The organism is Citrobacter sp. Cpo221 (assembly GCF_030332345.1).
In the GTDB taxonomy this organism is placed as follows: domain Bacteria; phylum Pseudomonadota; class Gammaproteobacteria; order Enterobacterales; family Enterobacteriaceae; genus Citrobacter; species Citrobacter portucalensis.
Window position 1 is genome coordinate 12,064 of the sequence record NZ_JAOWIA010000050.1, and the last position, 15,419, is coordinate 27,482.

The 15,419-nt window shown below is 51.2% G+C and carries 15 protein-coding genes; 11 read left to right on the forward strand and 4 right to left on the reverse strand.

Annotation, left to right across the window (positions count from 1 at the left end):
* Positions 1-26: 26 nt before the first annotated feature.
* From rnm to rluB, 3 genes are all read left to right on the forward strand, one after another.
* Complete coding sequence (gene rnm / locus OGY72_RS11540) at positions 27-905, forward strand: RNase RNM (RefSeq protein ID WP_103770756.1); 879 nt, start codon at positions 27-29, stop codon at positions 903-905.
* Positions 902-1,522 (forward strand): L-threonylcarbamoyladenylate synthase, encoded by a 621-nt coding sequence (locus OGY72_RS11545; RefSeq protein WP_003833336.1) that lies wholly within the window; start codon positions 902-904, stop codon positions 1,520-1,522. The genes rnm and OGY72_RS11545 overlap by 4 nt, the downstream gene beginning before the upstream one ends.
* Before the next feature lie 100 nt (positions 1,523-1,622).
* Positions 1,623-2,498 (forward strand): 23S rRNA pseudouridine(2605) synthase RluB, encoded by an 876-nt coding sequence (gene rluB / locus OGY72_RS11550; RefSeq protein WP_003020625.1) that lies wholly within the window; start codon positions 1,623-1,625, stop codon positions 2,496-2,498.
* Positions 2,499-2,581: 83 nt separating this feature from the next.
* Here the strand turns inward: rluB and cobO are convergent, their stop codons facing one another.
* Entirely contained in the window at positions 2,582-3,172 is a 591-nt protein-coding gene (gene cobO / locus OGY72_RS11555; RefSeq protein WP_003833333.1) for a cob(I)yrinic acid a,c-diamide adenosyltransferase, read from the reverse strand.
* Positions 3,169-3,930, reverse strand: coding sequence for a YciK family oxidoreductase (locus OGY72_RS11560; protein ID WP_003833331.1), 762 nt, complete (start codon positions 3,928-3,930; stop codon positions 3,169-3,171). The genes cobO and OGY72_RS11560 overlap by 4 nt, the downstream gene beginning before the upstream one ends.
* Before the next feature lie 221 nt (positions 3,931-4,151).
* Between OGY72_RS11560 and sohB the strand changes: the two genes are divergently transcribed.
* Positions 4,152-5,198, forward strand: a complete 1,047-nt coding sequence (gene sohB / locus OGY72_RS11565; protein WP_286547778.1) for a protease SohB — start codon at positions 4,152-4,154, stop codon at positions 5,196-5,198.
* A 108-nt stretch (positions 5,199-5,306) separates the two neighbouring features.
* Here the strand turns inward: sohB and OGY72_RS11570 are convergent, their stop codons facing one another.
* Entirely contained in the window at positions 5,307-5,558 is a 252-nt protein-coding gene (locus OGY72_RS11570; RefSeq protein WP_003020616.1) for a YciN family protein, read from the reverse strand.
* Between the two features lie 398 nt (positions 5,559-5,956).
* On the opposite strand from OGY72_RS11570, the gene topA reads away from it, so the two are divergent.
* The 5 genes from topA to acnA all read left to right on the forward strand — a co-directional run bounded on the left by topA (position 5,957) and on the right by acnA (position 13,349).
* A complete protein-coding gene (gene topA / locus OGY72_RS11575; RefSeq protein WP_003833325.1) occupies positions 5,957-8,554 on the forward strand; it encodes a type I DNA topoisomerase in 2,598 nt (865 codons plus the stop codon).
* Positions 8,555-8,762: 208 nt separating this feature from the next.
* Positions 8,763-9,737, forward strand: coding sequence for an HTH-type transcriptional regulator CysB (cysB, locus tag OGY72_RS11580; RefSeq protein ID WP_003020610.1), 975 nt, complete (start codon positions 8,763-8,765; stop codon positions 9,735-9,737).
* A gap of 314 nt (positions 9,738-10,051) precedes the next feature.
* The gene (locus tag OGY72_RS11585; RefSeq protein WP_213732144.1) at positions 10,052-10,192 is read left to right on the forward strand and encodes a YmiA family putative membrane protein; all 141 of its coding nucleotides are present in this window, start codon (positions 10,052-10,054) and stop codon (positions 10,190-10,192) included.
* A 2-nt stretch (positions 10,193-10,194) separates the two neighbouring features.
* Complete coding sequence (locus OGY72_RS11590; protein ID WP_164562739.1) at positions 10,195-10,365, forward strand: YciX family protein; 171 nt, start codon at positions 10,195-10,197, stop codon at positions 10,363-10,365.
* A 308-nt stretch (positions 10,366-10,673) separates the two neighbouring features.
* Positions 10,674-13,349 (forward strand): aconitate hydratase AcnA, encoded by a 2,676-nt coding sequence (gene acnA / locus OGY72_RS11595; protein ID WP_286547779.1) that lies wholly within the window; start codon positions 10,674-10,676, stop codon positions 13,347-13,349.
* A gap of 49 nt (positions 13,350-13,398) precedes the next feature.
* On the opposite strand, the gene ribA is transcribed toward acnA, so the two are convergent.
* Positions 13,399-13,989, reverse strand: a complete 591-nt coding sequence (ribA, locus tag OGY72_RS11600; protein ID WP_003020601.1) for a GTP cyclohydrolase II — start codon at positions 13,987-13,989, stop codon at positions 13,399-13,401.
* Positions 13,990-14,190: 201 nt separating this feature from the next.
* On the opposite strand from ribA, the gene pgpB reads away from it, so the two are divergent.
* Positions 14,191-14,955 carry a phosphatidylglycerophosphatase B gene (gene pgpB, locus OGY72_RS11605; protein WP_003833318.1) on the forward strand — a complete coding sequence of 255 codons (765 nt, stop codon included), beginning with the start codon at positions 14,191-14,193 and terminating at the stop codon, positions 14,953-14,955.
* A 149-nt stretch (positions 14,956-15,104) separates the two neighbouring features.
* Positions 15,105-15,413: a LapA family protein gene (locus tag OGY72_RS11610; protein ID WP_003020595.1), complete on the forward strand. Its 309-nt coding sequence runs from the start codon at positions 15,105-15,107 to the stop codon at positions 15,411-15,413.
* Positions 15,414-15,419 lie beyond the last annotated feature (6 nt).

Sequence of the window (15,419 nt, forward strand, 5' to 3'; positions counted from 1 at the left end):
CGACATTTATTGAAACGGGAGCCGCCTTGAGCGACACGAATTACGCAGTGATTTATGACCTGCACAGTCATACTACAGCCTCCGATGGGCGGTTAACGCCAGAAGCCTTAGTACACCGTGCGGTAGAGATGCGAGTCGGTACACTGGCGATCACCGATCATGACACCACGGCCGGCATTGCGGCGGCAAGAGAAGAAATTTCACGTTCAGGTTTAGCCTTAAATTTAATCCCTGGCGTCGAGATATCAACGGTCTGGGAAAACCATGAGATCCATATAGTGGGTCTGAACATTGATATCGCCCATCCCATGATGTGTGAGTTTCTGGCGCAACAAACGGAACGTCGTCAGCAGCGTGCGCGCCTGATTGCCGAACGACTCGACAAAGCGCATATCCCCGGCGCGTGGGAAGGGGCGTTACGCCTGGCTGATGGCGGGGCGGTTACGCGGGGCCATTTTGCGCGTTTCCTGGTGGAATGCGGAAAAGCCACAACCATGGCGGATGTCTTTAAAAAATATCTTGCCCGTGGGAAAACCGGTTACGTTCCGCCACAGTGGTGTACAATAGAACAAGCTATTGATGTCATTCATCATTCTGGCGGTAAGGCTGTTCTGGCTCATCCTGGGCGGTACGATCTTAGCGCTAAGTGGCTGAAAAGACTGGTTGCGCATTTTGCTGAACATCGCGGCGACGCGATGGAAGTAGCACAGTGCCAGCAGTCTCCCAATGAACGCACCCATCTGGCGACGCTTGCGCGTTCGCATCAACTGTGGGCATCGCAAGGGTCTGATTTTCATCTACCCTGCCCATGGATTGAGTTGGGTCGTAAACTTTGGTTGCCCGCAGGCGTAGAAGGCGTCTGGCAACTTTGGGAGCAGCCCGAGATCACAGAGAGGAAAGTATGAGCCAGTTTTTTTATATTCATCCCGAAAACCCGCAGCAGCGACTGATCAATCAGGCCGTTGAAATCGTGCGTAAAGGTGGGGTGATCGTCTATCCAACCGATTCCGGCTATGCGTTGGGCTGCAAAATTGAAGATAAAGGCGCCATGGAGCGCATTTGCCGCATTCGTCACCTGCCGGACGGGCACAACTTTACGCTGATGTGCCGTGACTTGTCTGAACTGTCGACCTATTCGTTTGTCGACAACGTGGCCTTTCGTTTAATTAAAAACAACACGCCGGGTAACTACACCTTCATCCTGAAAGGAACGAAAGAAGTTCCGCGCCGTTTGTTGCAGGAAAAACGAAAGACCATCGGCCTGCGTGTGCCATCGAATCCGATTGCGCTGGCGCTGCTGGAAGCACTGGGCGAGCCGATGCTCTCTACATCGCTGATGCTGCCGGGCAGTGAATTTACTGAGTCAGACCCGGAAGAGATTAAAGACCGTCTGGAAAAACTGGTGGATTTGATTATCCACGGTGGCTATCTCGGTCAGCAGCCGACCACGGTCATCGATTTAACCGACGATTCCCCGGTGGTGTTACGTGAAGGCGTTGGCGACGTTAAACCTTTCTTATAAGGGCGCGAACCGCTATACTACGCGGCCTTAAAATGGCGCTGACTGGCGCCGTTGATTCTCCTGTTCGACGCCTGTGAAGGCGACATCTAAAGGAAGCTCTATGAGCGAAAAGTTACAAAAAGTGCTGGCGCGCGCTGGCCACGGTTCTCGCCGTGAAATCGAATCTATTATTGCCGCGGGTCGCGTGAGCGTTGATGGCAAAATTGCCACGCTCGGCGATCGCGTTGAAGTCACTCCGGGCCTGAAAATCCGTATCGACGGTCATCTGATTTCGGTTAAAGAGTCTGCGGAGCAAATCTGCCGCGTTCTGGCCTATTACAAGCCAGAAGGTGAACTGTGTACCCGTAACGACCCGGAAGGTCGTCCGACCGTGTTCGATCGTTTACCAAAACTGCGTGATGCGCGCTGGATTGCCGTAGGGCGTCTGGACGTGAATACCTGCGGTTTACTGCTGTTTACCACCGATGGTGAACTGGCTAACCGTCTGATGCACCCAAGCCGTGAAGTTGAACGTGAATATGCGGTACGTGTTTTTGGTCAGGTTGATGATGCAAAACTGCGCGATCTGAGTCGTGGCGTACAGCTGGAAGATGGTCCGGCGGCATTTAAAACGATCAAGTTCAGCGGTGGTGAAGGGATCAACCAGTGGTATAACGTCACGCTGACCGAAGGGCGTAACCGTGAAGTCCGTCGCCTGTGGGAAGCTGTAGGTGTGCAGGTAAGCCGTCTTATTCGTGTTCGTTACGGTGATATCCCTCTGCCGAAAGGCCTGCCGCGTGGTGGCTGGACCGAGCTTGACCTCGCGCAGACCAACTATCTGCGTGAACTGGTGGAACTGAAGCCGGAAACGACCTCTAAAGTTGCCGTCGAGAAAGATCGTCGTCGCATGAAGGCAAATCAGATCCGTCGTGCGGTGAAGCGCCACTCACAGGTCGGTAGCAGCCGTCGTCCGGGTGGTCGTAGCAACAACGGTTAATCATGACCAGGCCTGATAAGCAAAGCGCTATCAGACGTTAGCGTGGAGCCGGATGCGGCGCAAGCGCCTTATCCGGCCTGGTGTCAGTAATCGATCCCTATCTGGGCCTTCACGCCCGCTTCAAACGCATGCTTGACCGGGCGCAGCTCGCTGACCGTATCCGCTAACTCCAGAATATCGCGATGACATCCACGGCCGGTGATAATCACCGTTTGATGGGCAGGGCGCGCATTTAGGGCAGTGATGACCTCTTCAAGCGGCAGATAGTCGTATGCCACCATATAGGTCAGCTCGTCCAGCACCACCATATCCAGTTCATCGTCGGCCAGCATCCGCTTGCCGTGTTCCCACACGGCCATACAGGCCGCGGTGTCGGACTCACGGTTTTGCGTTTCCCAGGTAAATCCTGTTGCCATAACCTGAAACTCTACGCCGTGGGGTTCAAGTAAGTTACGTTCTCCGTTTGGCCACGTACCTTTAATAAATTGTACGACGCCGACTTTTTTACCGTGGCCCACCGCGCGCGTGGCGGTACCGAATGCGGCGGTGGTTTTACCCTTACCATTTCCGGTGAACACGATGATGATCCCGCGCTCGTCCGTAGCGGCGGCAACGCGTGCGTCAACCCGATCTTTTACGCGCTGTTGACGTTGCTGATAGCGTTCTTCACTCATTGGGCAATTCCTGGTTTACGGCCCGGCTGGGCGTCAAAAGTCATACCGGTTTTACGGCGGCTGTCATCGCCCATCAGCCACAGGTAGAGCGGCATAATATCGGCGGGGGTTTTCAATTTTTGTGGATCTTCCGTGGGGAATGCGCTGGCTCGCATGCCAGTACGTGTTCCACCAGGATTGATACAGTTTACGCGCAGATGACGGTTTTGATACTCATCAGCCAGCACCTGCATCATCCCTTCGGTAGCAAATTTTGAGGTAGCATATGCTCCCCAATTGGCGCGTCCCTGGCGGCCGACGCTGGAAGAGGTAAAGACCAGCGATCCGGCATCGGATTTGAGTAACAACGGCAGCAATGCCTGAGTCAGCATAAAAGTAGCATTCACATTTACCTGCATTACATCCTGCCAGACCTGCGGGTTTTGTTCACTCATTGGGCAAATATCGCCGAGTAATCCGGCGTTATGCAGTACGCCATCCAGACGCGGGAAATGTGCGGCAATGCGCTGCGCAAGCTGGTGACATTCTTCAGAGGTACAGGTCAGTAAATCCAGTGTAAACCACTGTGGTTGTGTTCCGTTTTCATTGGCGATAGTGCGGGCAACCTGACGCAGTTTTTCTTCGTTACGCCCAAGCAGGATAACGGTCGCGCCATAGCGTGCATAGGTCTGCGCGGCTTCGCGTCCGATACCATCGCTGGCACCGGTGACAAGAATAATGCGGCCCTGTAAAAGGTCTTGTTTAGGTTGGTAATGCACGGCTACTCCTCGGCGACGCCCTGGCCATCTCGTTCGCAATAACTTTTGGGCTTTATGCCTTAAACCCTGTTCTTTTTCAATCAGCCAAAGGCAATAACACCGCAAAATGAACGCTTTGTCATGCTTTTTACTGATTCAGCACTGGATGTATGAAGCAAGACGAGGTGACACGCCTGTTGTACACTGAGCGGAAGTCGCGTTGTTTAACCAAGGTGGGTCTTGTGGAATTGTTGTCTGAATATGGGCTGTTTTTGGCAAAAATTGTCACTGTCGTGGTGGCTATTGCAGTGGTGGTGATGCTGATCGTAAACGCGACACAACGCAAACGTCAGCGTGGGGAATTGCGGGTTATTAACCTCAGCGATCAATATAAAGAGATGAAGGAAGATCTGTCGCTGGCCTTATTGGATGGGCATCAGCAAAAATTCTGGCATAAGGCGCAGAAAAAGAAACAGAAGCTGGAGGCGAAGGCCGCCAAGGCAAAAGCGAAACTGGGTGACAGCACGTCATCTGATAAACCTCGTGTATGGGTGCTTGATTTTAAAGGCAGTATGGATGCCCATGAGGTCAGCGCATTACGCGAAGAGGTGACGGCGGTGCTGGCGGTTGTTAAACCTCAGGATCAGGTGATGGTTCGTCTGGAAAGCCCGGGTGGTGTGGTACATGGCTATGGCCTGGCTGCATCGCAATTGCAACGTCTGCGCGATAAGCAGATACCGCTAACCGTCACGGTGGATAAAGTCGCTGCGAGCGGCGGATATATGATGGCCTGCGTGGCAGATAAAATTGTCTCGGCGCCGTTTGCTATCGTCGGCTCAATTGGCGTGGTGGCGCAGATCCCGAACTTTAATCGCTTCCTGAAAGGGAAAGATATTGATATCGAACTGCACACCGCCGGACAGTACAAACGTACGCTGACGCTGCTTGGCGAGAATACGGAAGAAGGGCGGCAGAAATTCCGTGAAGACCTGAACGAAACGCACCATTTGTTTAAAGATTTTGTGCATCGTATGCGCCCGACTCTGGACATTGAACAGGTTGCCACGGGTGAACACTGGTTTGGTCAACAGGCGCTGGCAAATGGGCTGGTGGATGAGATCAATACCAGCGATGAGGTGATCCTCGGGCTGATGGAAGGTCGTGAAGTGTTGAACGTTCGCTATCTGCAGCGTAAAAAGCTGATGGATCGTTTTACCGGTAGTGCGGCGGAGAGTGCCGATCGTTTGCTGATGCGCTGGTGGCAGCGGGGGCAGAAGCCACTGATGTAAAATTGTCATTGCCGGATAGCGCTGCTCACATATCCTATCCGGCCTACAAATATGCATCAATGTAGGCTGGATAAGGCGTTGCTGCCATCCGGCAAATTATTTCTCGTATTAATCGATCAAGTGATACTTTTCAGAAAGTACGTGCGCCAGGTGTTTAAACATATTAAACACAGCCGTACTTTTGGGCGTTGGTAGCCCTTGCTCGTCTAAAAAGTAATCTCCGCTGAAAACCAGCACGCCGTTTCGCTGCGTAACGCCGGTGGCGACAATCCCCGCCAGCGTGTCCTCATGCTCACGAATGATTTTGTTGGCTTCAATCAGCAGTGTTTCGCGATCGATGGGTTGAGTGTCTTTATGCATGATTTACTCCTTAAACAAGGACATTAGTCTACGCTGAGCCCGCCTTATGGGCAAATATTCCCTGACATAAATGAAGGTTTTACGACAGTGTTACAACTGGCGAGATTTGTTTTTGCATGCTAATAAAGTTGCGTAACGCATTTTATCAGGTACAGTGTGACGCTTTCGTCAATCTGGCAACAGATTTGCTTGACATTCGACCAATACTTCGTCGTGCTAGAGCGTTTGTGAGAAAAAAAGCCTGTTAACTCAGTTACATGAGAGTTACATTACAAGCGCGAATCAGTTTAAGGGGTTGATATCCGCCGACGCAGAGACCATATCGATGTCTCGTCGCCAGTGGAAGGTGAATCAACGTGCGACGCATTCTGGAAGAATCAAATTAGGTAAAGGTGAATATGGGTAAAGCTCTTGTCATCGTTGAGTCCCCGGCAAAAGCCAAAACGATCAACAAGTATCTGGGTAATGACTACGTGGTGAAATCCAGCGTCGGTCATATCCGTGATTTGCCGACCAGTGGCTCAGCAACTAAAAAGAGCGCCGACTCAACCTCCACCAAAACGGCTAAAAAGCCCAAAAAGGATGAACGTGGCGCTCTCGTCAACCGTATGGGTGTTGACCCGTGGCACAACTGGGATGCGCGCTATGAAGTGCTGCCTGGTAAAGAGAAAGTTGTTTCTGAACTGAAGCAACTGGCTGAAAAAGCCGACCACATCTATCTCGCAACCGACCTTGACCGCGAAGGGGAAGCCATTGCATGGCACCTGCGGGAAGTCATCGGTGGCGACGATACCCGCTACAGCCGCGTGGTGTTTAACGAAATTACCAAAAATGCTATTCGCCAGGCGTTTGAAAAACCGGGCGAGTTGAACATCGATCGTGTTAATGCGCAACAGGCGCGCCGCTTTATGGACCGTGTTGTGGGCTATATGGTGTCGCCACTGCTGTGGAAAAAAATTGCGCGTGGTCTGTCTGCCGGTCGCGTACAGTCTGTGGCTGTGCGTCTGGTGGTTGAGCGTGAACGCGAAATCAAAGCATTTGTTCCAGAAGAGTTCTGGGAAATTGATGCTAACACGACCACGCCGGGCGGCGACGCGTTGCCGCTTGAGGTGACGCATCAAAATGATAAACCGTTCCGTCCTGTAAATCGGGAACAAACGCTTGCCGCTGTTAGCCTGTTGGAAAAAGCGCGCTATAGCGTCCTGGAACGTGAAGATAAACCGACCAGCAGCAAGCCGAGCGCACCGTTCATTACCTCCACGCTACAGCAGGCTGCGAGCACGCGTCTGGGCTTTGGTGTGAAGAAAACCATGATGATGGCGCAGCGCTTGTATGAAGCGGGTTACATCACTTACATGCGTACTGACTCAACCAACCTGAGCCAGGATGCTGTCACCATGGTTCGCGATTACATCAGTGATAATTTTGGCAAAAAATATTTGCCGGAGAGCGCGAACCAGTACGCCAGCAAAGAGAACTCGCAGGAAGCACACGAAGCTATCCGTCCTTCCGATGTCGCCGTACTGGCGGAATCGCTGAAAGATATGGAGGCCGATGCGCAAAAACTGTATCAGCTGATCTGGCGCCAGTTTGTAGCTTGTCAGATGACGCCAGCGAAATATGACTCTACCACCCTGACCGTGGGGGCGGGTGATTTCCGTCTGAAAGCGCGCGGTCGTATTCTGCGCTTCGATGGTTGGACCAAAGTGATGCCCGCGCTGCGTAAGGGCGATGAAGATCGCATCCTACCGGCGGTGGACAAAGGCGATACCTTGACGCTTATCGAGCTGACACCTGCGCAGCACTTCACCAAGCCGCCTGCACGCTTCAGTGAAGCTTCGCTGGTTAAAGAGCTTGAAAAGCGTGGCATTGGTCGTCCATCCACCTATGCGTCGATCATCTCTACGATTCAGGATCGCGGTTATGTTCGCGTTGAAAACCGTCGCTTCTACGCTGAAAAAATGGGTGAAATCGTCACCGATCGTCTGGAAGAAAACTTCCGCGAGCTGATGAACTACGATTTTACCGCGCAGATGGAAGACAGCCTCGACCAGGTGGCGAATCACGAAGCCGAATGGAAGGGCGTACTCGACAACTTCTTCACTGATTTTACTCAGCAGCTGGATAAAGCCGAGAAAGATCCTGAAGAGGGCGGTATGCGTCCGAACCAGATGGTACTGACCAGCATTGATTGCCCGACCTGCGGACGCAAGATGGGTATTCGTACTGCCAGCACTGGCGTTTTCCTTGGTTGCTCCGGCTACGCACTTTCCCCGAAAGAGCGTTGCAAAACCACCATCAACCTGGTGCCGGAAAACGAAGTATTGAACGTGCTGGAAGGCGACGACGCGGAAACGAACGCATTGCGCGCCAAACGCCGCTGCCAGAAGTGCGGTACGGCAATGGACAGTTATCTCATCGATCCTAAGCGTAAATTGCATGTGTGTGGTAATAACCCAACCTGCGACGGCTACGAGATCGAAGAGGGTGAATTCCGTATCAAGGGTTATGACGGTCCGATCGTAGAGTGCGAAAAATGTGGTTCTGAAATGCACCTGAAAATGGGACGTTTCGGCAAGTACATGGCGTGTACCAACGACGAGTGTAAAAACACCCGTAAGATCCTGCGTAACGGTGAAGTTGCTCCGCCGAAAGAAGATCCGGTTCCGCTGCCGGAACTGCCGTGTGAAAAATCTGACGCGTATTTCGTGTTACGTGATGGTGCTGCAGGTATCTTCCTGGCGGCCAATACGTTCCCGAAATCACGTGAGACTCGTGCGCCGTTGGTGGAAGAGTTGTATCGCTTCCGCGATCGCCTGCCGGAAAAACTGCGTTATCTGGCAGATGCGCCGCAAACTGACCCGGATGGTAACAAGTCTATGGTTCGTTTCAGCCGTAAAACCAAGCAGCAATACGTTGCTGCTGAGAAAGACGGTAAGGCGACTGGCTGGTCCGCGTTCTTCGTTGACGGTAAATGGGTAGAAGGGAAGAAATAACCGCGTTTCGGCTGAATTTCTCCTCAAAGGGTCGCGTAAGCGGCCCTTTTTGTTTCTGGCATATTATTTTTTGTCATACCTATACAGCGTACATATAAATGATATAGTGGTTATAGTTAACAGTCTTTTTATTATTAAATCGTATTAGCAGTGCCCACGAGCCTGCACTGAAACGATGATTTGATGGCGCGAATCGGGATGGCATAACATGAAATTACAGCAGCTTCGCTACATTGTTGAGGTGGTGAATCACAACCTTAATGTCTCCTCTACGGCGGAAGGGCTTTATACCTCTCAGCCCGGTATCAGTAAGCAAGTTCGTATGCTGGAAGATGAACTTGGCATCCAGATTTTCGCCCGTAGCGGTAAGCATCTGACCCAGGTTACGCCAGCGGGGCAGGAAGTCATCCGTATTGCGCGCGAAGTTCTGTCTAAGGTGGACGCCATTAAGTCTGTTGCTGGTGAACATACCTGGCCGGACAAAGGTTCGCTGTATATCGCCACCACGCATACTCAGGCACGTTACGCATTACCGAACGTGATTAAAGGTTTTATTGAGCGTTATCCTCGTGTTTCATTGCATATGCACCAGGGATCGCCAACGCAAATTGCCGAAGCCGTCTCGAAAGGGAATGCGGATTTTGCTATTGCGACGGAAGCCTTGCACCTGTATGACGACCTGGTGATGTTGCCTTGCTACCACTGGAACCGTTCGATTGTCGTCACGCCGGATCATCCGTTGGCGGGAAAATCTTCGGTTTCTATTGAGGAACTGGCACAGTATCCACTGGTGACCTACACCTTTGGATTTACCGGGCGTTCGGAGCTGGACACCGCGTTTAACCGTGCGGGTCTGGAGCCGCGTATTGTTTTTACCGCGACCGATGCCGATGTTATTAAAACCTATGTCCGTCTGGGTCTCGGCGTGGGTGTAATTGCCAGTATGGCGGTAGATCCTGTTTCCGATCCTGACCTGGTACGTGTGGATGCGCATGATATCTTCAGCCATAGCACCACCAAAATTGGTTTTCGTCGCAGCACCTTCTTACGTAGTTACATGTATGATTTCATTCAACGTTTCGCGCCGCATCTGACGCGTGATGTGGTGGACACGGCGGTGGCGCTGCGTTCCAACGATGATATTGAAGCCATGTTTAAAGATATTAAATTGCCTGAGAAATAATAACGGCCATAACCTCGTCGGTATCCATAAGCATAAAGCGATACCGACGGGAGAGTTTGAATTTATTCATTATTTCTCCTCCTATATATTAACCATATATTATTTATGGAAAAATTCTCTAAAGTAGTTTCAAATTAGTCAGCTTGCCAAAAATCATTCTCAAATATTCATAATTGATCAAACAATTGATTTATTTATCAGAGCGAGTCCAAAAATTAACTGGCTTTTTATCGCCTTTTTTATTAGGATTCCTCCTATCTGATGATTAATTGTACCAATTGTTTGGTGCCTAAATGATAAGTGATTTCGATAGTATGAGGTTAGCGATGCCTTCAGGAAACCAGCCAGCACGCCGGGATCCCGCGATGAAACGTAAAGCCTGGTTCGCCGTATTTCTTGGTTCTGCGATATTCTGGATTATTGTCGCACTCGTGGCCTGGAATGTGTGGGGGTAAGTATGTCCGCACCGAAGCAGCACTCTACTATGACGCCAGCGTCTCATGAACATGAACACGAGAGCAAAACCGTCGCCGAGAAGGGGCCGAAGATACCCGAATCCTGGAAACTTTCTCCTGAACAACGGGCGTTTATTGATCTGTTAACGGATGATGATGAACAGAAACAATAGTTAGTACGTATTTTATAATAATAACGATTACCTCGTGGTCTTAAATATCGAATCGTTTATCCCATGTATTCACCATCAGCCGCCTAATCAACGTATTATCGATTGCGCTATTGCCTGCTGAATATCCATCCTATTAATCTACACGGCTAGACCTTCCTCCCTACCATTGACCTCACTTCGCGCTTTTGTATCGCGCGCTACTTTTATCAATTTGAGTTGTTATCAAAGCGTTACATTTTGTTTGTGTTATCTTTAATACTAACCCTGAGGAAATCAGGGGATCCAACCCTGTCATTTAAGGAGGAGCTATGTCGTCGACCCTACGAGAAGCCAGTAAGGACACATTGCAGGTTAAAGATAAAACCTACCGCTACTACAGTTTACCTCTGGCCGCTAAATCACTGGGTGATATCACCCGACTACCCAAATCGCTGAAAGTGTTGCTGGAAAACCTGCTTCGTTGGCAGGATGGTAATTCCGTAACCGAAGATGATATTTATGCGCTCGCGCATTGGCTGAAGACTGCCCATGCCGATCGTGAAATTGCCTATCGACCCGCTCGTGTTCTGATGCAGGATTTTACCGGCGTGCCGGCGGTGGTCGATCTGGCCGCCATGCGCGAAGCGGTGAAACGTCTGGGAGGAGATACGGCAAAAGTGAATCCGCTTTCGCCAGTGGACCTTGTCATTGACCACTCGGTAACGGTGGACCGTTTTGGTGATGATGATGCTTTCGAAGAAAACGTTCGCCTGGAAATGGAACGTAACCATGAGCGTTATGTGTTCCTGAAATGGGGACAGCAGGCATTTAGTCGCTTCAGTGTTGTACCGCCGGGAACGGGGATTTGCCACCAGGTTAACCTTGAATACCTTGGCAAAGCCGTCTGGAGCGAGTTGCAAGACGGTGAGTGGGTGGCTTACCCTGACACGTTGGTCGGAACCGATTCCCATACGACAATGATTAATGGTCTCGGTGTGCTGGGATGGGGCGTTGGAGGCATTGAGGCTGAAGCAGCAATGCTTGGTCAACCGGTCTCTATGCTTATCCCGGATGTTGTGGGCTTCAAACTGGTGGGCAAACTGCGGGAAGGCATCACCGCTACCGACCTGGTTTTAACCGTCACCCAGATGCTGCGTAAGCACGGCGTGGTCGGTAAATTCGTTGAATTCTACGGTGATGGCCTGGACACCTTACCGCTGGCCGATCGGGCAACCATTGCTAACATGTCACCGGAATACGGCGCAACCTGCGGTTTCTTCCCGATCGATGACATCACTCTTGAATATATGCGTCTGAGTGGACGCAGTGAGGAGCAGGTTGAGTTGGTCAGCGCCTATGCCAAAGCGCAGGGAATGTGGCGTAATCCAGGGGATGAACCCGTATTTACCAGTTCACTGGAGCTGGATATGGGCAGTGTGGAAGCTAGCCTTGCCGGACCGAAGCGTCCGCAGGATCGGGTAGCACTGGCTGATGTCCCGAAAGCGTTTTCGGCGAGTAATGAACTCGAAGTAAATAGCTCGCTGAAAGATCGTCAGCCAGTGGACTATACAATGAACGGTCATCAGTACAAGCTGCCGGATGGTGCGGTGGTTATTGCTGCGATCACTTCCTGTACCAACACCTCTAACCCAAGCGTATTGATGGCAGCGGGTCTGCTGGCGAAAAAAGCAGTGACGCTTGGTCTGAAACGTCAGCCGTGGGTGAAAGCCTCGCTGGCGCCAGGATCGAAGGTGGTGTCTGACTATCTGGCGCAGGCTGGGTTCACGCCGTATCTTGATGAGCTGGGATTTAACCTAGTGGGCTACGGCTGTACCACCTGTATTGGTAACTCGGGTCCGTTACCCGATCCTATCGAGACAGCTATCAAAAAAGGCGATCTTACCGTTGGCGCCGTGCTTTCCGGCAACCGAAACTTTGAGGGGCGTATCCATCCGCTCGTGAAGACCAACTGGTTGGCATCTCCGCCGCTGGTGGTGGCCTACGCGCTGGCGGGGAATATGAACATCAATCTGACGAAAGATCCGTTAGGGCATGACAGAAAGGGCGATCCCGTATATCTGAAAGATATCTGGCCGACGGCTCAGGAAATTGCACGTGCCGTGGAGCAGGTTTCTACCGCCATGTTCCATAAGGAGTACGCTGAAGTCTTTGAGGGCACGCCGGAATGGAAAGCAATCCAGGTTGATCGGGCTGATACCTATGGCTGGCAGTCTGACTCAACTTATATCCGCTTGTCGCCGTTCTTCGATGGTATGCAGGCTACGCCGGATCCAGTCAAGGACATTCACGGCGCGCGTATTCTGGCTATGCTTGGAGATTCCGTCACCACCGACCATATTTCTCCTGCCGGCAGTATCAAGCCGGATAGCCCGGCAGGTCGTTATCTGCAAAGCCACGGCGTGGAGCGTAAAGATTTTAACTCCTACGGTTCACGGCGCGGGAATCATGAAGTAATGATGCGCGGTACCTTTGCCAATATTCGTATTCGCAATGAGATGGTGCCCGGCGTTGAAGGTGGGATGACGCGTCATTTGCCGGGAACTGAGGTAGTGGCTATCTATGATGCGGCTATGCAATATCAACAGGAGAATATCCCCCTGGCGGTTATTGCCGGGAAAGAGTATGGCTCTGGCTCCAGTCGCGACTGGGCGGCAAAAGGCCCGCGCTTACTGGGGGTTCGCGTGGTTATCGCAGAGTCCTTTGAGCGAATTCACCGTTCTAACCTGATTGGTATGGGGATTTTGCCGCTGGAATTCCCGCAGGGCGTCACGCGTAAAACGCTGGGACTAACCGGTGAGGAAGCGATCGATATTACGGATCTGCAAAACATCAAACCGGGTGCAACAGTGCCGGTGAGTATGGTTCGCTCGGATGGACGTAAAGACGTGGTTTTATGCCGCTGCCGTATCGATACCGCGACGGAGCTAACGTACTACCAAAACGATGGCATTCTGCACTACGTGATTCGTAATATGTTGAGCTAGAATGTAAAAAGCCTGCGAGAGCAGGCTTTTTTATCGGCGGTAACAACTATTACTTGCCCAGCAAATGTCCCATCTTGGCGGCTTTGGTGTCCAGGTAATGTTCATTGTTCGGGTTACGGCCCACAATCAACGGCACGCGTTCAACAATATTGATTCCCGCTTCGGTCAGAATTTCCACTTTTTTCGGGTTATTGGTCAGCAAACGAACTTCGTCCACACCCAGCAGCTTGAACATATCCGCACACAGCGTGAAATCACGCTCATCTGCCGCAAAGCCCAACTGATGATTAGCTTCAACGGTATCATAACCCTGGTCCTGCAACGCGTAGGCGCGGATTTTATTGAGCAGACCGATATTGCGTCCTTCCTGACGATGATAAAGCAGGATACCGCGCCCTTCTTCAGCAATATGGGTGAGAGCCGCTTCGAGCTGGAAGCCGCAATCGCAACGCAGGCTAAACAATGCATCGCCAGTCAGACATTCGGAGTGGACACGCGCCAGGACAGGCGTTTGGCCTGTGATATCGCCAAAAACCAGTGCGACGTGATCGTGTCCGGTTGCCAGTTCTTCAAATCCCACCATCAGGAAATCACCCCAGGGGGTTGGCAGTTTGGCTTCTGCCACACGTTTAAGCTGCATGTAATTCTCCAGATTATGCTGGCACTGTCGTGCCGTCGCCTGTTGGCTTCTGTTCTATATTGCACTATTTTGCCATAAGGCAACGATGTTCACCTAATCGCGACAACGGATTCGCTTTTGGAATGGCACAAAATTGTCAATTTCACCGGCATGCGCTTTTTTCAGTTATGATTGTGAGACTTATCGACGAAAGGAGAGGCAATGCTGTCAATTGCAAAGCGCACTGCGGTCGGGGCCGGACTGCTACTTATTATGCCGGTTGCCGTATGGGTATCGGGCTGGAGCTGGCAGCCGGGACATAACGTTTGGTGGCTAAAATCTCTGTACTGGATAACGGAAACGGTGACGCAGCCGTGGGGTATTATCACTCACGTTGTTCTCTGCGCATGGTTTCTGTGGTGTCTGCGTTTTCGTCTGAAAGCTGCGGTAATGCTGTTTGCGATCCTGGCTGCGGCAATTTTAGTCGGTCAGGGCGTAAAGTCCTGGGTTAAAGACAGGGTGCAGGAACCTCGGCCCTTTGTCGTGTGGCTGGAAAAAACGCACCATATCCCTGTTGATGAGTTCTACACTTTAAAACGTAAAGATCGTGGTCACTTAGTTAAAGAGCAATTGGCCGAACAACAGGATATTCCGACGTTTCTGCGTAAGCACTGGCAAAAAGAAACAGGGTTTGCCTTTCCGTCAGGGCATACGATGTTTGCCGCCAGTTGGGCTTTACTGGCCGTAGGGCTGTTATGGCCACGCCGACGTACGCTGACAATTGTGTTTTTACTTATCTGGGCTACGGGTGTTATGGGTAGTCGCTTATTATTAGGCATGCACTGGCCCCGTGATTTGGTCGTTGCAACGCTGATTTCATGGTTGCTGGTAACACTGGCGACATGGCTTGCGCAGCGGGTATGCGGACCATTAACGCCGCCTGTGCAGGAGGAAAAAGAAATCGCTCAGCGTGAACAAGAAAGTTAGCCATGATTGATTTTTCGAATTTTGCCCTTAAATCAGAAAGGGGAAAGCGCTTTTCCGTTTCGCACTCGTTGTGAAAATGGTAATTTAAAGGGCTCAACGCGGTAAGTTGTACACGATTTATTCGCTCAAACCACATAACGGGAAGTAATGTGAAATATTTACTCATTTTCTTACTGGTGTTGGCGATTTTTGTTATTTCGGTGACATTAGGTGCGCAAAACGATCAACAGGTTACGTTTAATTACCTGCTGGCTCAGGGTGAGTATCGTATCTCTACGCTGCTTGCTGTATTGTTTGCCGCAGGTTTTGCGATTGGTTGGTTAATTTGCGGCCTTTTCTGGCTGAAGGTTCGTGTGTCTCTTGCGCGCGCCGAACGTAAAATCAAACGACTGGAAAACCAGCTTACGCCTGCGACCGACGTTGCGGTTTCTGCCGATTCGTCGGTTGTGAAGGAATAATTATTT